14 protein-coding genes are annotated in these 18091 nt (G+C 67.7%); 6 read left to right on the top strand and 8 right to left on the bottom strand.

Going from position 1 to position 18091, the window contains the following annotated elements; translation table 11 throughout:
- The 4 genes from A5622_RS19755 to A5622_RS19740 all read right to left on the bottom strand — a co-directional run.
- Positions 1-935, bottom strand: a 935-nt coding sequence (locus A5622_RS19755; protein WP_066880726.1) for a PPE family protein, incomplete at its 3' end; no start/stop codon positions are given.
- 7 nt (positions 936-942) lie between these two features.
- Positions 943-1239, bottom strand: a complete 297-nt coding sequence (locus A5622_RS19750) for a PE family protein (RefSeq protein WP_066861431.1) — start codon at positions 1237-1239, stop codon at positions 943-945.
- Positions 1240-1281: 42 nt separating this feature from the next.
- Positions 1282-2520: a PPE family protein gene (locus A5622_RS19745; RefSeq protein WP_066880718.1), complete on the bottom strand. Its 1239-nt coding sequence runs from the start codon at positions 2518-2520 to the stop codon at positions 1282-1284.
- A gap of 497 nt (positions 2521-3017) precedes the next feature.
- Entirely contained in the window at positions 3018-3212 is a 195-nt protein-coding gene (locus tag A5622_RS19740) for a ferredoxin (protein WP_066861425.1), read from the bottom strand.
- Between the two features lie 306 nt (positions 3213-3518).
- On the opposite strand from A5622_RS19740, the gene A5622_RS19735 reads away from it, so the two are divergent.
- Positions 3519-4682 (top strand): cytochrome P450, encoded by a 1164-nt coding sequence (locus A5622_RS19735; RefSeq protein ID WP_066861421.1) that lies wholly within the window; start codon positions 3519-3521, stop codon positions 4680-4682.
- A gap of 53 nt (positions 4683-4735) precedes the next feature.
- On the opposite strand, the gene eccCa is transcribed toward A5622_RS19735, so the two are convergent.
- Complete coding sequence (gene eccCa, locus A5622_RS19730) at positions 4736-8902, bottom strand: type VII secretion protein EccCa (RefSeq protein ID WP_066861418.1); 4167 nt, start codon at positions 8900-8902, stop codon at positions 4736-4738.
- The gene (gene eccB / locus A5622_RS19725) at positions 8899-10416 is read right to left on the bottom strand and encodes a type VII secretion protein EccB (protein WP_066861415.1); all 1518 of its coding nucleotides are present in this window, start codon (positions 10414-10416) and stop codon (positions 8899-8901) included. Before eccB ends, eccCa begins: the two co-directional genes overlap by 4 nt.
- A 422-nt stretch (positions 10417-10838) precedes the next feature.
- Between eccB and malQ the strand changes: the two genes are divergently transcribed.
- The 5 genes from malQ to A5622_RS19700 all read left to right on the top strand — a co-directional run bounded on the left by malQ (position 10839) and on the right by A5622_RS19700 (position 16801).
- Entirely contained in the window at positions 10839-12995 is a 2157-nt protein-coding gene (malQ, locus tag A5622_RS19720; RefSeq protein ID WP_066880716.1) for a 4-alpha-glucanotransferase, read from the top strand.
- 36 nt (positions 12996-13031) lie between these two features.
- Positions 13032-13913 carry an LLM class F420-dependent oxidoreductase gene (locus A5622_RS19715; protein WP_066880715.1) on the top strand — a complete coding sequence of 294 codons (882 nt, stop codon included), beginning with the start codon at positions 13032-13034 and terminating at the stop codon, positions 13911-13913.
- Complete coding sequence (locus A5622_RS19710; RefSeq protein ID WP_066880713.1) at positions 13910-14380, top strand: nuclear transport factor 2 family protein; 471 nt, start codon at positions 13910-13912, stop codon at positions 14378-14380. The genes A5622_RS19715 and A5622_RS19710 overlap by 4 nt, the downstream gene beginning before the upstream one ends.
- A gap of 307 nt (positions 14381-14687) precedes the next feature.
- Entirely contained in the window at positions 14688-16430 is a 1743-nt protein-coding gene (locus tag A5622_RS19705; protein WP_066880711.1) for a molybdopterin-dependent oxidoreductase, read from the top strand.
- A gap of 101 nt (positions 16431-16531) precedes the next feature.
- Complete coding sequence (locus A5622_RS19700; RefSeq protein WP_066880709.1) at positions 16532-16801, top strand: hypothetical protein; 270 nt, start codon at positions 16532-16534, stop codon at positions 16799-16801.
- 21 nt (positions 16802-16822) lie between these two features.
- Here the strand turns inward: A5622_RS19700 and A5622_RS19695 are convergent, their stop codons facing one another.
- A complete protein-coding gene (locus A5622_RS19695) occupies positions 16823-17251 on the bottom strand; it encodes an SRPBCC family protein (RefSeq protein ID WP_197498191.1) in 429 nt (142 codons plus the stop codon).
- A 106-nt stretch (positions 17252-17357) separates the two neighbouring features.
- The gene (locus A5622_RS19690; RefSeq protein WP_066880707.1) at positions 17358-17915 is read right to left on the bottom strand and encodes a hypothetical protein; all 558 of its coding nucleotides are present in this window, start codon (positions 17913-17915) and stop codon (positions 17358-17360) included.
- Between the last annotated feature and the right edge of the window lie 176 nt (positions 17916-18091).

Here is an 18091-nt window from a genome sequence, read left to right as displayed (position 1 = left end):
CCACCCAACATCCCACCCAGACCACCCAGCCCGGGCAACGCCTTGGCCGCCGCCGGAGCCGCCCCACCGATCGCACCGACCGACTTGGCGATCTGCGTAAAGGTGTTGGCCATACCAGTACTGAAGTACGGCAGACCCTCAGTGTTGTAGAAGAGGCTGGCGAAGGGGCTGTAGCCGTTCACGGCCGAGCCCAGGCTGGTCGGCAGGCTTGTCTGCCCGGTCAGCAGGAACCACAGCTCCGACAGCGGATCCGTGGTCGCCTGCGTCGCGGCCTGGGTCGTGGCGTTGGTCGTCGTCTGCGCCGCGGGCTGCGCCAGGGACTGCAGGGTCTTCGACGTGTTGGTCGCCGTGGAGTTGGCCGTGGCGTTGGTGACCGCCGCACTCTGGGTGGCCTGACCCGACGGGTTGGTGACCTCCGGCGCCTTCTGGAACTGCGTCACCTTCGTCGCCGTGGCCGACTGGCCCGCATAGCTGTACATCGCGGCCGCGTCCTGCGCCCAGTACTCCCCGTACTGCGCCTCCAGCTGCGCGATCTGCGGGGTGTTCTGCCCCACCACGTTGGTCTGGATCAACTGCTGAACCAGCGCCCGGTTGCTCGCGATCACGGGCGGGGGCACCACCGAGGAGAACGCCGTCTCGAACGCCGCCGCGGCGGCATTGGCCTGCGTGGCCGCCTCCTCGGCCTGGGCAGCCGTGATGCTCAACCACTCCGCATACGGGACCGCCGCCTGAACCATCGCCGCCGAGGCGGTCCCCGTCCACTCCTCGCTCGACAGCTGAGTAACCACGTTCTGGTAACTCAACGCGGCCGACTGCAACTCCGCGGCAATCGCATTCCACGCCGACGCCGCGGTGGTAAACGACTCCGAACCCGGACCGGCATAGATCCGCGCCGAATTGACCTCCGGCGGAAGTGCTCCGAAATCCAACATCATCGACTCCTTAACCAGTCGCGGCCGCGTTGGCCGCCTCAGTCACCGCGTAGGACCCGGAGCTGGTGCTCAGGGTGTTGACGAACATTTCGTGGATCGCCGCCGCTTGCGCGCTGACGGCCTGGTACATCTGGGCGTGCGCGGCGAACTGCGCCGCCGTCAGCGCCGACACCTCGTCGGCAGCGGCCGGCGCCACCCCCGTCGTTGGGGCGGCGGCGGCGTTCTGGGCGCTCAGCGTTGAGCCGATGGTTTGCAGATTGCCCGCGGCGGCTGCCAACGCCTCGGGCTGCGTGGTCACGAAAGACATCTAGCTTCCTTCCCCTTCCGTGGGACTCATCTGGGCTGGTGGTTATCCGGCCGAGGGTGGCCGGGTCAGCACGCTGTAGCGGAACCCGTATTTGTTGACGTACCCGGCGGCCGCGCCGCGCCGCCCGACCGACCCGACCGGCATGCCGCGCAGCAGCCCGTTGGCCGGTGAATTCGCTCCACCCGCCGCCTCGATCGGAGTAGCCTCCTCGGACAGCGCCGCGGGGGTGACCGACGAGGTCAGCGTCGCCCAGTTCTGGGGCACCGAAAGCATCCCGACCCGGGCCGCCTGTCCGGTGCCCGCGGAGATCGCACTCACGTGGCCCACACCGCCCAGGTTGCCCAGGCCCAGGCTGGCGAACTGCGGCGTGGGATACCAGGCACCACTGGCACCGGCCGTGCTACCACCGGGACCGGAAACCAACTGCTGGGCAAGCTGCGACCAGAAGGCCACAATGCCGTTCGAGAAATAGCCAAGACCGGTGTTTTGTTTCAGCAGCACGGTGTAGAGCGTGGGATTGAGCCCCAGCCAGTTGTTGTCCGGGGTGGGTAGCCCCGAATCCAAGAGGTTCTGAAGTGTGCTCGAGAGCAGTCCCGGATTCGAGGTGGCCGCGCTCGTTTGGGTCGCCACTTGAGTTGTGCTGGCGGACAACGCTTGCGGGGAAGCCAGCTGGGAAGTCGTCTGCGCGGTGTTGCCCGCCGGCTCGGCAACGGCCTTGGCGACCGCCGCGGCCTGGTCGGATTCCGCGTCCGGGGTGGTGGTGTTCGGCGGCGATGCGAACGGAGCCAGCTCCGACGCGGTCGCCGACGATGCGGCGTAGCCGTACATCGCGGCGGCATCCTGCGCCCACATCTCCATGTACTGCGCCTCGGTGGCCGCGATCGCCAGGAAGTTCTGGCCGAAGAAGTTCGTCGCGATCAGGGTGGCCAACAGCACCCGGTTGGCGGCGATCACCGGCGGCGGCACCGTCATCGCGAACGCCGCCTCGAAGGCCGCCGCGGCGGCCCGGCCCTGCCCCGCCGTCTCCTCGGCCTGCGCGGCCATGGCGGTGAGCCAGCTCACGAACGGGGTGATCGCCGCGACCATCGACATCGACGCCGGTCCCACCCATGGCCCGCTGGTGAGCTCGGTGACCACCGAGTTGTAGCCGCTGGCCGCTACACCCAATTCCGCCGCAATCTCGTCCCAGGCGGCGGCGGCAGCCATCATCGGCCCCGACCCCGGACCCGCATACATGCGACCGGAATTGATTTCGGGCGGTAACGCCGCGAAGTCAAACACCGTGTCCTCCTCAGTCGGCCGGGACCGCAGGCGATCTCGGCTGTCACGTAGGAATCAGTGGTGGCCGTGGTCACGGCTCTGTAGACGACGCCACCGGTTGGCCGCTGCACCCACGGGAGTCACCAACGGAGCCCCTTCGCCCCGCAACCCCATCAGCCGGGCGGGCCGGCGCATGCTGACCAGTGGACCGCGTCCGCAAAGCTGGTCTGCCACCGCGCTTCTCGGATGTCTGGTCAGGAAAGACATGCACCTTCTGCCTCGGCTAATCTCCCGCTATCAGCAACCGAGCGACAGCTCGCGTGTGCCCGAACTGCCGCCCGGCACTGAGATTAGTTCGTTATGAAGCAAACACCGACACGCAAAGGCACCTGTTCATCAATGGCCAGCCACTGTTCATTCCCGGTCGGCGGGAGTTCATACACGGCAATGGATTGTTCACTCGCCGTTTGCTTAACGCCCACGGCGGCACCGCCCGGTCTTCTCGGGCGGTCGAGGCGTCAGTCCTCTTCGAGGATCAGCGCCATCTCGGGGCACGATGCGACGCCGTCGCGTGTCGATTGCTCGTCCTCGGGCCTGACTTCGTGCTCCTCGAGGATCGAATAGCCGGACTCGTCGATCGGGAACAGGTCTGGGTCGACGGCGTAGCACTGGGCGTGGCCAACACATTTCGACTGGTCCAGACGAACCCTCACGAGGCTTCCTCCCTAGCCGGCACGGCGCGGCCGTAAACGTCTTCGCAAGCAGGCGAGCTCGCACTTCACGGTGCGGTCCCCAGATTAGTCGGTCGGTACAGTGTCGGAGGTGATCGCCGATCGCTTTCGCGCCCAAACCCGGTTCAGCCCGGGCGGGCGGATCCGTGTTCCGTTGCCCCGCATGCAATATTGACGAACCGATGCAATATTGATGTGCCGCCAGGTGTTGGTATCGACGAATTCCGACATTGACGCACTCGCGTCGGAGCTATTTCATCCAAGACAGACAACCGGAGATCGAAGCGCATGAGCGAGGGCCAGCAAGGGTCGTTCTACCTGCCCCGGCTTGATTTCGCCACGTTGCCGATGACCGAGGACCGCGGTCTGGGTTGGAAGACGCTGCGCGACGCCGGACCCGTGGTGTTCATGAACGGCCACTACTACATCACCCGCCGCGAGGATGTGCTGGCCGCCCTGCGCAACACCAAGGTGTTTTCGTCGACGATCCTGCAGCCGCCCGGCCACCCCTTGCCGGTGCTGCCGCTGGCTTACGATCCGCCGCAACACACCCGCTACCGCCAGATCCTGCAGCCGTACTTCAGCCCGCACGCGTTGGGCAAGTCACGCCCGGTGCTGCAGCGCCACGCCAGCGAGATGATCGCGGCGCTGGCCGGGCGGGGCGAGTGCGAGGCGATGGCAGACTTCGCCAACCTCTACCCGTTTCAGGTGTTCCTGGACCTCTACGGTCTGCCGGTCGAGGATCGTGACCGGCTCATCGATTGGAAGGACGCCGTCGTCAGCGACAAGCCCTTCGTCACTCAGAGCGACATAGAGAAATCCGAGCAGTTGCTGGCGTACCTGGCCGACGTCATCGCGCAGCGCCGGCAAAACCCGCAGTCGGACATGTTGTCGCAGGTGATCACCGGCAAGGGCAACTTCACCGACCTCGAACTGCTCGGCATGACCCATCTGCTGATCCTGGCCGGTCTGGACACCGTGACCGCGGCGATCGGGTTCTCGCTGTTCGAATTGGCCCGCAGACCGCAGCTGCGCAAGGAGCTGCGCGACAACCCCAAGCAGATCCGGGTCTTCATCGAGGAGATCGTCCGCCTCGAGCCGTCGGCGCCGGTGGCACCGCGGGTCACCACCGAGTTCGTCGAGGTCGGCGGCATGACGCTGCCGCCGGGCACGTCGGTGCGGCTGTGTATGGCCGCGGTCAATCGCGACGACAGCGACGCGATGTCCACCAACGAGCTCAACATGGACGGAAAAGTCCACCGCCACTGGGGCTTTGGCGGCGGACCGCATCGCTGCCTGGGCTCTCACCTGGCGCGCATCGAGCTGACGGTGATCGTCGCGGAATGGCTCACCCAGATTCCGGATTTCGAGCTGCCCGAGGGCTACTCCCCCGTCATCAATTACCCGTCGAAGAGCTTCGCGCTCAAGGAATTGCCGCTGCGCTGGGGCTGACTCCCCGGTGTGACCGGTCAGCCCCGGCGCAGCGGCCGGTACCTACTCGGGCCCTACTTGCGCAGCTCGGTCGCGGCGACCTGGACGAACACACCGGTGTCCTCGGCCATCAGCAGGCCTCGACCACGGGGCAGCGGGCCACCCTTCATCTTGCCGCGGATGAATCCCTCGTCCGGGTCGGCGTCCATCACCAGCAGCGGGGCGTTGGCCTGGGCCAGGGCCCGCAACATCGGGTCGCTGCCGGCCGACGACCAACCACCGAACGTGCGCGTGACGATCACGTGCAGGCCGACGTCGGCGGCCCGGGTCACCCAGGGGGCGGCCTTGTGCAGCGGCGAATCGAAGCCCGCGGGCAGCTGCTGGATGTCGTCGACGATCAAGAAGATCTCCGGTCCGCTCCACCAGTTGCGCGACAGCAACTCTTCGGCCGACAACCCGGGTGGCGGCTCGCGGCCGGCCAGGACCGCGGCCAGTTCACCCATCATCGCCTGCACGCCATCGAGGTTGTAGGCGAATTTCTCCACGTAGTCGGCGCCGAGCGTGGTCAGCAGCTGACGGCGCGGGTCGACCAGCCACACCTGGGCCGAGGGCTGGCCCGCCGGCGGCGGCGGGGCGCTGGTCGCTCCCGGCGCGTACAGCCGCCCGATCTCGGACATGATGGTGGCCAGCGTCGTGGTGCGCCCACACTCGCGCCGGCCGGTCACCATCAGGTGCGCGTTCTCGGCGAAGTTGAGATACACCGGCGACAGGTCCAATTCCGAGATGGCCCAAGCGATTCCGCCCGCACCGACGCCCTGACGGGTGTCGTGTGCGGCCAGCTCCCGAAGCTGTTCCACGCCGAAGGTGGCCGGCAGTCGGCGCACCGGCGGCGCCTGGCCGCTGGCGATCCGGCTGACGGCTTCGACGATGCTGTCGGACTCGAACCGATTGTCCGGCGTGCTGGCCAGCGCCGGCCGCGCCACCAGGGTGTGCAGACCGGACTGCGGGTCGGCGTCGAGGCGCACGTAGTTGACCGCGACCATGCCGCGACCCGGCTTGACCGGAACGTCCTTGGCGAACCGCGAACGCACCAGCTTGGCGTCTTCCACGGCGGCCAGCCGCAGCTCGACCCGGGACCCGAAACCGCTGCGCACCGGCGGCCGCAGCTCCGATTCGCGGTCGGCGGTGACCACCACGTGCACCCCGAACGAGGGGCCCTGGTTGATGATCACGTTGACCTGCTCGATCAGCACCTCGTTTTCCTCGGCCAGCGCCCGGTAGTTGTCGACCACCAGGTAGACGTCGCCGAACCCGTCGTTGGGGACCGGGCCGGGCTCGTTGCCGAACTTGCGCCGCCGGAACACCTCCATCGAGGCGATCCCGTACTCGAGGAAGCTGCGCTTGCGCTCCCGCACCAGGGCCAGCAGTTCGGCCACCGTGCGGCGAACGCCGTACGGGTCGGTCGGGCCGGCCACCTCACCGACGTGCGGCAGGCGGGCGACCGTCGTCAGCGCGGTGCTGCTGTAGGCCAGGCAGTAGAACTGGATCTGCTCGGGCGTGTGGGTCAGCGCCGCCGAGCAGATCAGCGTCTGCAACGCCGTCGTCTTGCCCGAACCACCGGCGCCCAGGATCAGCACGTTGGCGCCGGGGCCCGACGTGTCGACCGTCCACGGCGGCTGGTCGTGCTTGAAGGGGCGGTCGATGATCCCGATCGGGAACACCAGGTCCTGAGCGGTGCCGTAGTCCTGCTGCCAAGGGCGGCCGAGGAACCGGTTCACCAGTTCGTCGATGGCGACGGGCTGGTTCAGCGGCGGCTGCCACAGCCGGTAGGGCTGGAAGTCGATCTTGCGCAGCTGGTCGATGATGACGGTACCGACCTTGGGCGTCCTGATCCCTTCGGCGTCGTCGTCATCGCCGCCCTCGACTTCGACCGGCAAGCCGTCGGCGGGGATGGCGGGCGCGATGACCTCGGGTCCCCCGACGCTGACTTCCAGCGGGGTGAACGAGTTGGTGAACAGCTGCGGACGGACGTAGTCGATGCTGTGCACCAGCGCCGGCGCCTCTTCTCCGTCGTCGGTCAGCCCGCGCGGGAAGTAGTCCCGCCACAGGAATTCGGCCTGGAACCGGGTGATGTCCTCCAGGCTGCGGCGGAAGTAGCCCAGACCGGCCTGGGCGGGCAGGTTGACCGCGTTCGGCACGCCGGCGGCCTGCGCCGCACCGGCGGTACGCGCCTTCAGCACCAACCGGTAACCCATGTTCTCCATGAGCTTTTCGGCACGGCTCTCGATGGTCTGCGACGCCATCATCAGGTGGATCCAGTACGCGCGGCCCTGCCGGCCGATCGAGTCGAGGACGTCGACCGCCGTCGGCATGATGCGGAACCATTCGTAGAACTCGTCGATGACGACCACGAGCATCGGCAGCGGGGCCATGTCCTGGCCACGCGCCCGCATCCGGCTGCGCACCGAGTTGTATTCCTTGGCGTCGTCGACGCCGGCGCTGTCGCAGATCGCCTTGCGGCGGGCGATCTCACCCCACAGTGCGTCCAGGAAGCGCTCCATCAGCGCCTGGTCTTCTTCCAGGTCGGTGATGATCCGGGACACGTGCGGCACGCCGGCGAACGGCTTGACCGCCGACCCACCCTTGAGGTCGGCCAGCACGAACTGCAGCTCCTCCGGCGGGTGGCTGAGCATCAGCGACTCGATCACGGTACGCACCAGGGTGGATTTACCCGAACCGGTCGTACCGGACATGACACCGTGGGGGCCGTCGCCACCTTCGTCCAGCGATTTCATGTCCAGGAACAGCAGCTCGCCGTTGTCGGAGCGAACACCGAACGGCGCCCGCAACCGCGACCGGCCCATCGTGTCGTTGCGGCTGCCCCACAGCGCCTCGAAGTCGATGCGGCCGGGATCGTCGATTCCGTAGTAGGACAGGATGTCTCGGGCGCCGATGTGCGCCACCCGCTGGCCGATCTCCTCGTACGCCTCGGCGAGCCGCCAGCGCGCCAGCTTTTGCGCGAACTCCTCGGCCTCGGCGGTGCTGATGTGGTCGGTGAGCGCGAAGAACCAGGGCTTCTCGTCGATCACCATCCAGGTGTCGCGGTCGCGGGGCAGGGTCTCGATCACACCCTTCTCGTCGAAGCGCAGGGTGCGCTCCGGGACCGCACTCCACATCGCCGAGCCGGTGAGGTCGAAGAACGTCACCCCGTCGACACCTTCGCCGCTGATCACGTACTCCCATTGCGGGTCAACGGCATCGGCGATGATCACGGTGTGCGGCGTCGGGGTCTGGGCAGACGAGCTGGCGTGCCGGGGCGTGAAAGAACCACGGCCGGCGAACAATTCGGCCTGCTCGGCGGCGAACTCGCGCACCGAGCTGTACACCATCCGGGCGTTGCCCGCGGCGTCCTGGCGGCGCGGGTCACCGAAGTGCGGCAGCCATTTCACCCAGTCCCATTCGTCCACGTTGGAACTGACCACGATCATCCGCATGTGGTCGGGCCCGTGCGAGAAGGCCAGCTGGCAGATGATCGCCCGCATCAGCCCCGCCACCTGCTCGCGGTCTCCGACCAGCGAGTACCAGGGCTCGACGAGCACCGAGATCATCTTGGGCAGGTTGTAGACGACGCTTTGATAGCGACCGAATTCCTGCAGCGCCTTGCCGGTCACCGGCTCCAGCTCGATGTCGGTGGGCATGTTCTGGGGCTCACCCCAGGTCACCTCGGGGCGGGTCATGCCGACGCCGACGCGGACCACGCCGAAGTTCAGGTCCTTGCCGTCGGGCTTGCGTTCCCACATCCGCGACGACCCGACCGCGGCGGCCAGCGTGGTGGGCGCCGGGTGGAACCACCGGTAGTTGGCGTCCATGCTGTCGGCCGACTCGTGGGCGGTCTCGCGCAGCATGTCCAGCATCAGCATGAACTGGGCGCGCATCGAGTCCAGCTTGGGGCGGCTCATCTGCTGCTGGCCGCCGAACCGGCCGCCGAACATCATCATCGCGACGCCACCGATCATGAAGATCGGGAAGATCGAGCCGGCGCCGCCGAACACGTGCGAGCCGCTGGCGAAGGTCATGGCGACCATGCCGATCAGCAGACCGACCACCACGACGCCGACCACCACGATCCACCATGGCTTGCCCTCCGGCGGCGGGATGCTCAGCGGCGTCGGGAGGACGATGTTCTCCGGCTTGATTACCGGAGGCTTCTCCGGCGTCGGCCGCGCAAATCCACGTTTCACTTCGGTACCGCCAACTCTCCTGGGGACATATCCATCGGTAGCGTGTCGTGCTCCACCAGCGCATCCGCCCGCGACAACGTCGGCCCTTGCGGGAGCAGCCGCAGCGCCACCCACGGCGCCAGGCCCGGTTTCGTCTTGAGGCCCAACGCTTCTCGCACCTCGCGGGTGTCGTCGACCCCGAAGCGGGCGCCCGCGTCCGTGAGCCACCACAGCGATTCGGTGGTCTTGGCTCCCGGGTCGTTTCCGGTGACGGCCACGAAGTTCGCGTAGTCGGGCCCGAAGAAGACCTGGTCGGCTTCGCGCCCGGTGGTGTCCGCCTTGACCAGCGACACCACCCGGTTGACGTCCTTCTGCTCGACCGGAATGGTCGCGCCGGAGATGACCTGCACGCGGGCCCGGTTCTCACCGGACGTCTTCTGCCACCACCAGCAGGTCGCCGGGTTCTCCCGGATGTCCATCACGTTCAGCGGCGCGTCCGGGTACGACGACAGGTCGAGCTTGTTGACCACCGGCATCTTCGCCAGCGCGGACGGCTCCACGGTCACCGGTTTGGTGTTGCCCGGTCCGGCGTTCTGCAGGATCTGGGCCACCAACGGCGGCAGGGTCTGCACGCCGTCGGCCAACACCAACGAATACTGTTGCGGCCCACTGATTTGCGGGGTGACGATCACCGTGCCGATCGGGCCGGGCGCGTTCGGGAACGACGCCCCCGCGCCCGCGTTCTGAATCTGCGGCACGGTCAGTTCCGGCCCGACCGGCAGCGCGTCGTAGAGGGCGCGGCTCATCGGCTTGGCCATGCTGACCTGTTCGGGGGTCAGTCCCAACGGCAGCAGCACCGACCGGTTGGACCCGTCGATGCGTGAGCGGCGCCCGTCCCGGATCACCCACGCGTCCCCGCTGTAGTTCAGCACCACCGCGTCCGAGCCGGTCAGCACCCGCCGGTGGTTGCTCAGATCCGGGTTGCCGTCGATGACGGTCACCGTCACACCGGACGGGGCGCCGGCACCGGTCGAGTTCGCCACGGTGTCGCAGACCAACCACGACGACGCGGCCGGGCTGGTCGGGTGGAAGCTCGACGGCGCGCCCGGGATGCCCACCATCGGGCCGCGCGGCAGGCTGGCGATCTGGTTGGATTTGACCAGGTGCGGGTTGTCCGGCCGACCGGTGATCAGGCGCGCCGAGGCCAGGTTCAGCGCGGGGTACAACTTCTCGCCGACGCGGACGTACAGCGCTCCGGAGTCGCGGTCGGCGATGATCGGTGACTCGTTGATCTGTCCGGCCGGGCTGATGAAGGAGTAGAGCAGCGCGCCCAGGCAGATGACGAGCGCGGCGGAGATCGATGCCACCACGGCCAGGTTCTGCCGCCGTCCCGGCTCGACCTCCATGCGGACGCGCCACCGGGTCAGCGCCATCGCGGTGCGGCGCGCAAGGAACTGGTAGCCGGTCACCTGGGTCCGGGTCGACAACCCCAGGCCGTACCCCGACCCGCGTTGCCCGCGACTCTCTTCCGCCACTTATTCACCATCCGGTCTGCTGAAGCGCCTGGATATCGTCCTTTGACCGATCCAGCGCGAATTACATGACAACGTTAAGGCACCTGCGCGGACCTCGCCACGCGGCGCCGGAGCGCATTCATTTCTACATCTGTTTATGCACCCGAATCCGGCCCCGTCCACCGCTGCGGGCCGCCAGGAGAGGCGGTCCCGACGCGCGCCACTGAACTGGCAGTTTCGTTCCCCCATGGATGAGCCGAGCGGAGCCTGGTGATCTCCTCAAGGCATCGTAATCGCCGCGGGCCCGCTCGTCCTGTCGAGCGCGCGAAGCCATTGCCGGCAGTGGCCTCAAATGAATGGCGGGCGACCGCCCAGCAAAGAATGCGCCAACTCGCCCCGGGTCCGAGTCGCCGCCCGCCGAATCCGGGCAGCAAGATGACGTCATGACTGAACTCGCTCCGTCGCTGATCGAACTCGCCCGCAGATATGGCGTCGCGACCGAGTACGAGGATTGGTCGGGCCGACGGGTGCGGGTGGCCGAGGCGACGTTGAAGGCGGTGCTGGGTGCCCTCGGTGTGGCGGCCGACGACGAGCAAGAGCGCAACGTCGCGCTGACCGCGAAGCTGCGGTCGCACTGGGCGCGCCAACTGCCGCCGACCATCGTGGGGCGTACCGGCGAGCAGATCCGGTTCTGGGCGCATGTCACCCATGGGGATCCCGCCGAGGTGTGGTTGCAGCTCGAAGACGGCACCGTGCGCGGCGGTGTGGCACAGGTCGACAACTTCACCCCGCCGTTCGACCTGGACGGTCGCTGGGTGGGTGAGGCCAGCTTCCTGCTGCCCGCCGACCTGCCGCTGGGCTATCACCGGGTGCATCTGCGTTCCGGTGACGCCGAGACCAGCACCGCGCTGATCGTGACGCCGGATTGGCTGGGGTTGCCCGAGCGGCTCGGCGCCCGGCGCGCGTGGGGCCTGGCCGCGCAGCTGTACAGCGTGCGGTCGCGGCAGTCGTGGGGCGTCGGCGACCTGACCGATCTGACCGACCTCGCGGTGTGGTCGGCCTCCCGGCACGGCGCCGACTACCTGCTGGTCAATCCGCTGCACGCCGCGGCCCCGACCAAGCCGATGGAGCCGTCGCCGTATTTGCCGACATCGCGACGCTTCGTCAATCCGATTTATCTTCATGTCGAGGCGATTCCCGAGTTCGCCGGCCTGACCAAGCGCAGCCGGGTCCGGCGGCTGCGCTCCGAGGTCCAGCAGCGCGCCGGCGACGTCGACGCCATCGACCGCGACGCGTCGTGGGCGGCCAAGCGGGCGGCGCTGCGGCTACTGCACCAAGAACCGCGGTCGGCGGGTCGCGAGTTGTCCTATGCGGCATACCGCGACCGGGAGGGCCGCGCGCTGGACGACTTCGCCACCTGGTGCGCGCTGGCCGAGAAGCACGGCGACGACTGGCATTCCTGGCCCGAGGCGTTGCAGCACCCGGACGCGTCAGGGGTGGCGGCCTTCGTCCAAAAGCATTCCGACACAATCGATTTCCATCGGTGGTTGCAGTGGCAGCTCGACGAGCAGCTGGCCGCGGCGCAGTCACAGGCGATCCGGGCCGGCATGTCGTTGGGCATCATGCACGACCTGGCCGTCGGGGTGCACCCCAATGGTGCCGACGCCTGGGCGCTGCAGGATGTGTTGGCGCTGGGCGTGACCGCGGGCGCGCCGCCGGACGAGTTCAACCAGCTCGGCCAGGACTGGTCGCAGCCGCCGTGGCGACCGGATCGGTTGGATGAGCACGAGTATCGGCCCTTTCGCGCGCTGATCCGTGCGGTGCTGCGGCACGCCGGCGGGGTGCGCATAGACCACATCATCGGGTTGTTCCGGCTCTGGTGGATCCCGCAGGGCGCCTCGCCCACCGAAGGCACCTACGTGCGGTACGACCACGAAGCGATGATCGGCATCGTCGCCCTGGAGGCGCACCGCGCGGGCGCGGTCGTCGTCGGTGAGGATCTCGGCACGGTCGAGCCGTGGGTGCGCGACTACCTCTTGTTGCGGGGCTTGCTGGGCACCTCGATCCTCTGGTTCGAGTTGGACCGCGACGGGACCGGTGGCCCGCTGCCGGCGGAGCGCTGGCGCGAGTACTGCCTGTCCTCGGTCACCACGCACGATCTGCCGCCGACCGCCGGCTATCTGGCGGGCGACCATGTGCGGCTGCGTGATTCATTAGGGCTGCTGACCCGCCCCGTCGACGAGGAGCTGGAGGCCGACCGAACGGAGCTGGCGGCGTGGCTGGCCGAGCTGCGCCGGGTCGGGTTGCTTGAGGACGGCGACGACGACCCGGAGCGCGTCGTCGTGGCGCTGTACCGCTATCTGGGCAGGACGCCGTCGCGGCTGCTGGGCGTGGCGCTGACGGACGCCGTCGGTGACCGCCGGACCCAGAATCAGCCCGGCACCACCGACGAATACCCCAACTGGCGGGTGCCGCTGACGGGGCCCGACGGGCGCGCGGTGATGCTCGAGGACGTGTTCACCGACCGCCGGGCCGCCACGCTCGCCGAAGCCGTGCGCGCCGCGATAGCGCCCGCCGTGGCCGAAAGCGCGACCCGCTAGTCGACCGGCGGGATGCCTTCGTTAGCTTCGAAAACCATGAAGGTCTCGGTGGTGGCCCCGGTCGCCGACGGTGTCACTGCGGACCCCGACTGGATGGTGGCCTTCGCGCGCCATCTGGAGGCCTGCGGGTTCGAATCGATCGTCGTTGTCGAGCACACCGTCCTGCTCACCCGCTACGACAGCGTCTATCCCTACGACAGTTCGGGACGCGTCGGCCTGGCGGCAGACTGCCCCATCCCGGATCCCCTTGACCTGCTTGCCTTTCTGGCCGGCCACACCAGCAGCCTGGGGCTGGCCACCGGCGTGTTGGTGCTGCCCAATCACCACCCGGTGGTGCTGGCCAAGCGGGCCGCCACCGTCGACGCCCTGTCGGGCGGCCGGCTGCACCTGTGCGCCGGGGTGGGCTGGCTCTCCGAAGAGCTGGCCGCCTGCGGCGTGGAGTTCGACAGCCGGGGCCGGCGGGCCGACGAGCAGCTGGCCGTCCTGCGCGCGTTGTGGGCGCAGCGGCCCGAGGGGGTATCTTTCGCGGGCGAGTTCTTCAACTTCGAGAACGTCATGAGCTACCCGAAACCCGTTGCGGGCGAACGTCTCCCAATTCACATCGGTGGGCACAGCCGAGCGGCCGCGCGCCGCGCCGGACGCCTCGGCGACGGCTTCCAGCCGCTCGGGGTGACCGGTCCGCAACTCGCGTCGTTGCTTGCGCTGATGCGCGACGAGGCGTCGTCGGCGGGCCGCGACCCGGCGGCACTCGAAGTGTCGCTGGGCCATTCGGTCACCAAGGTCGATGCCGAGCGCGCGGCCGCCCTCGCCGACCAGGGGGCCGACCGGCTGGTGCTGGCCATGCCGCCGACCACCGACATTGAGCAGGCCAAGGATCTGTTGTCGGCCTGCGCGCAACGGTTGTCATTGAGCTCATGACGCTTTCCGCCGATCACCGGGCTGCCCTGAGCGATCTGGTGCACCGGTACGCGGCGCACGTCGACGACCGCGAATTCGCCGCCGTGGCAGAGCTTTTCACTGTCGACGCCGAGCTGCTGGTGCCGGCACCGCCCGCCGATCTGCGGCCGAGGCAAACGCATCGCGGCCGGGACGCCATCGGCACGGCGGTCGCGGCCGTCGCCACGGTCGTGCGCACCGAGCACGCGATCGTCGGTGAGGTGTACGATGCGGCCGGGACACCCGGCACCGCCCGCGGGCGCATCGCGTGCGTCGCGCACCACTGGAACCAGCGCGACGACGAGCTGCTGGACGTGGCATGGCACCTGCGCTACGACGACGAATACGCGTTGACGCAGGCGGGTTGGCGGATCGCCCGCCGGGCGTTGACGGTCAACGCCATCGAGACCCGACCGGTGCGCCGGCTGCTGCCGCGCGACCCCGCTTAGCGTGTTGGCAGCACATTATGCGCACACTCACAGCAAAACTCATCGGTTCGTATCTGCGGCTCAAAATCGGCATTTTCGTGGGTAGGTGCGGCTAACGCCGTCGAGGCCCGGCCGGATTTTGCGCGCTCGACGCGCGCATCGGAGTTCCGCCGCCCTGATCCGGGCCGCGACCAGAGCCTTCGTTCCCGATTGACTCCAATTAATCCAGGTGCGTTCGTGTAATTTCGGCCGCGTGACCAACACCGTTGATTCCGCGGGGACCGGTGGAGGGCGGGCAGCGCAGGGCGGCTCGGTATCGACCCTGGCAGTGGGCACGCCGCTGACGTCCATCCCGGACTACCGCAACGAGATACACACCGCCGAAGACGTCATCGATGTGGAGCATTACGGTGGCGGCTTCGATCTCACCAGGCGGGCCACCGCCCCCAAACTGCGCGTCGGCCGCGACCGATGGTTCAACCTGCTCTGGTTGATCCCCATCGGCTTTGCCGTGCTGATCGCCGGGATCGCGGTCGGCAAAGGCTTGCACAACATGCCGGCGGTGCAGTCGTTCATCCACCGCTACCCCGGCTCGGACAGCGCCGGCATCCCCCCGGGACTGCCCGCCTGGATCGGCTGGACGCACTTCTTCAACCTCTTCATGATGATGTTCATCATCAGGACGGGGATCCAGATCCTCTGCGACCATCCCCGGCTCTACTTCAGCCGCAACGCCACCCCGGGCAAGGACGAGTGGCTGCGGGTCGGTCCGTCCGTTCCGGACGACGAGCTGTGGACCGCCAACGCCGACACCGTCGCGTTGCCACCGCAATTGGGGCTGCCCGGGTTCCGGCACTCCATCGGCCTGGCCCGCTGGTGGCATCTGGGCGTCGACGTCCTGTGGCTGGTCAACGGGGCCGTCTTCTACGTGCTGCTGTTCGCCACCGGACAATGGCGCCACATCGTGCCGACCAGCTGGGACGTCTTCCCCAACGCGGCGTCGGTGGCCATTCAGTACCTGTCGCTGGACTGGCCCACCGATAACGGCTGGGTCGCCTACAACGGCCTGCAGCTGCTGTCGTACTTCACCACCGTGTTCATCGCCGCCCCGGCCGCGCTGATCACCGGTCTGGGAATGTCGCCCGCGCTGTCCCAGCGGGTCCACTGGCTCAGCAAGCGGCTGAGCATTCAGCACGCGCGGTCCCTGCATTTCGTGGTGCTGGTCTATTTCCTGTTCTTCATCCTGGTGCACGTCACCATGGTTCTGACCACCGAGGCACTGCGAAACCTCAACCACATGTTCGCTTCGCGCGACGACAACAGCTGGGTCGGCTTCGGCATCTTCGCCGCGGCCATGGTGCTGACCGCGATCGCGTGGGTTTGGGCCACTCCCTTCACCATTCGCCACCCGCGCGTGGTGCAGCGGGTCGGCTACGCGCTGGTGGGTCCCTTCCAACGGATGCTCGAGCAGTTGGACCCCAAGCCCGGCGCCTTCACCGAGAAGGACATCTCGCCGCACCACTGGCGTAACGGGCGCCTGCCCGAGACCGTCGAGTACAAGGAACTGGAGCGAGACGACTTCAAGGACTGGCGTCTCAAGGTCTACGGACTGGTCGAGCACCCGATGGAGTTCTCCCTCGAGGACTTGATGGCGCTGCCCTATCACGAGCAGATCAGCCAGCACTTCTGCATTCAGGCGTGGTCGGGCGTCGCCAAATGGGGTGGCGTGCAGATGAAGACGATCATGGACATCGTCAAACCGCTCCCGGAAGCGAAGTGGGCGGTCTTTTATTCGATGGGTCTGGGCGCCACGGGCGGCATCTATTACAACGCCCATCACATCGGCCAGATGGACCACCACATGACGATGCTGGCCTACAACATGAACGACCAGCAGCTGCCCTACATGCACGGTAGGCCGCTGCGGCTGCGCAACGAATTGCAGCACGGCTTCAAGCTGGTGAAGTGGATCAAGGGCATCGAGTTCGTCGCCGACTACCACGACATCGGTAGCGGTTATGGCGGCTACAGCGAAGACCACAAGTACTTCGGCCGCCACCAGACGCTCTAGGCGTATCGCGCGTCACCTCCGCCAAGTCGTTTGTCCCGACAGCCCGTTGGGTAGCTCCAAGAGATCGGGCCGAAACTCCAAGTGACAGCAGAGGAGACGCCATGAGGCACCACCCTGTCGACCATGGTCGGACCGCTGACCCGCACACGGGTGGGTCGCGGCAAACGCCCGGGCTGCTGGTGGTCGCGGCGGCCGCGTTGGCGTTCGTCGCATGTGTGGCCAACTTCGCTCTGGGGCAGGCCGGCGCCGGGGTTGCCGCCGCGATCGTCGCGATGCTCGCCTTCGGCGCCGGTTTGTCGTGGCTTGCCATGGACCGCAGGCGAATTCGCGACGCCGAGCGCCATTGGATGATCAGCCACCCCGCGCGCTAGCGGCGGACCCCGCGGGGCCGGTTATTGCAGGGTAGCCAGGTTGTTGACGGATTTCTGCACGTCGGACCGCAGCACCCGGGCGACCAGTCCCCCGACCGGCCCGCTGAGCAGACCGCCACCGAGGTCGGCGGTGAGGTGGAACGTCGATCCGGGATGATTGTCGGTGACGGTCATCGCCACCGTGAGGCGGATACCGCCGCGGCCGCGGCCCTGCAGCTCAATCGCTTTCGGCTCGTCGTAGCGGGTGACCTCCCAGTGGATCACGTTGCGGAAACCCTTGACCTTGACACACGACGAGACGCAGGTGCCCTTCTCGATGGTGTCGGGCACCGGCCCGCGCCACCCGGCGAAAATCGTCATCCACTCGTCGAATCGGTCCAGGTCGGACGCCAGCTTCCACGCCGCTTCCGGTTCCACCTGCGACGACACCGACACATCTACGCGAGCCAACGTCTTCCTCCCCTGGCGATCGGCAGCGCCGTCGCCCACCGGCGACCGACGCACAACCCTGACTGGGTACCCCGACGGCCTCGGGCGTATTCGTGGGCTCGGCCGGTCAGGGCCAGGCCTGCTCCAGCTGCTGGGCCACGTCGATGATTTGCGCCGCCTGCGACTGGGGCGCGTCGATCTCGGCGGCGACGTACTGGGCGATGAAACGCCGAATCTCACCGTCCACGCCCGCCAGGATGCGCAGCACCTCGCCGCGGATCGAGTTCGACGAGACATTGACGGTGATGTCGGACGGCCGCGGTTTGGCCACGTCGACGATCAGCAGCAGCGGTTCTGCCGCGCGCGCCGTGGCCCGCAACTGAATGTCTCCGGAAACCACGAAACGCGGCTTGTCGAGCCATAAATCGATCAGCAGATCGATGGACAGCGGGATGTGGATGACGAAGGTGATGGTGTCGCCCAGCCGGCGCGTGACCCGGGGCTCCTGAATCTTGACGTTGGCGCTGACCTTGGCGATCCCGCCCGGCCCCTGCGCGATCGGCTCCATGGCGAACTCGCTGCCGGCGATGTCGGCGAACGCCGCGGCGACACGCTCGGGAGTGACGGCGACCTCGAAGAACCTGCGGCCGAACTCCTCGTAGGTGACATAATCGTGATTCGTCATAGGCTTATACCGTCTCATGTCACCTGCCAGAACGGTCGCTGATCTGCTCGCGTCGCAGGAATTCCGCGTCAGGTGCCCCCGCGTTGGACCGGCGGGTGCGAGCGATGCGCGGCCGGCGATCCGCGTCGGTTCCGCGGATCTGTGAAGCGCGCCACAGGCGGGGCGCTTCGATTCGA

Source organism: Mycobacterium sp. 1245801.1 (genome assembly GCF_001673055.1).
In the GTDB taxonomy this organism is placed as follows: Bacteria; Actinomycetota; Actinomycetes; order Mycobacteriales; family Mycobacteriaceae; genus Mycobacterium; species Mycobacterium europaeum_A.
The sequence above is the reverse complement of the archived record's forward strand: the minus strand, read 5'-3'. Positions and strand labels throughout refer to the sequence as shown.

What these genes read in the sequence shown, in the direction of transcription:
- A5622_RS19710 (WP_066880713.1), top strand. Translation starts at nt 13,910, where the DNA reads ATGACGCTTTCCGCCGATCACCGGGCTGCCCTGAGCGATCTGGTGCAC.
- A5622_RS19700 (WP_066880709.1), top strand. Translation starts at nt 16,532, where the DNA reads ATGAGGCACCACCCTGTCGACCATGGTCGGACCGCTGACCCGCACACG.
- A5622_RS19715 (WP_066880715.1), top strand. Translation starts at nt 13,032, where the DNA reads ATGAAGGTCTCGGTGGTGGCCCCGGTCGCCGACGGTGTCACTGCGGAC.
- A5622_RS19690 (WP_066880707.1), bottom strand. Translation starts at nt 17,915, where the DNA reads ATGACGAATCACGATTATGTCACCTACGAGGAGTTCGGCCGCAGGTTC.
- A5622_RS19735 (WP_066861421.1), top strand. Translation starts at nt 3,519, where the DNA reads ATGAGCGAGGGCCAGCAAGGGTCGTTCTACCTGCCCCGGCTTGATTTC.
- malQ (WP_066880716.1), top strand. Translation starts at nt 10,839, where the DNA reads ATGACTGAACTCGCTCCGTCGCTGATCGAACTCGCCCGCAGATATGGC.
- A5622_RS19750 (WP_066861431.1), bottom strand. Translation starts at nt 1,239, where the DNA reads ATGTCTTTCGTGACCACGCAGCCCGAGGCGTTGGCAGCCGCCGCGGGC.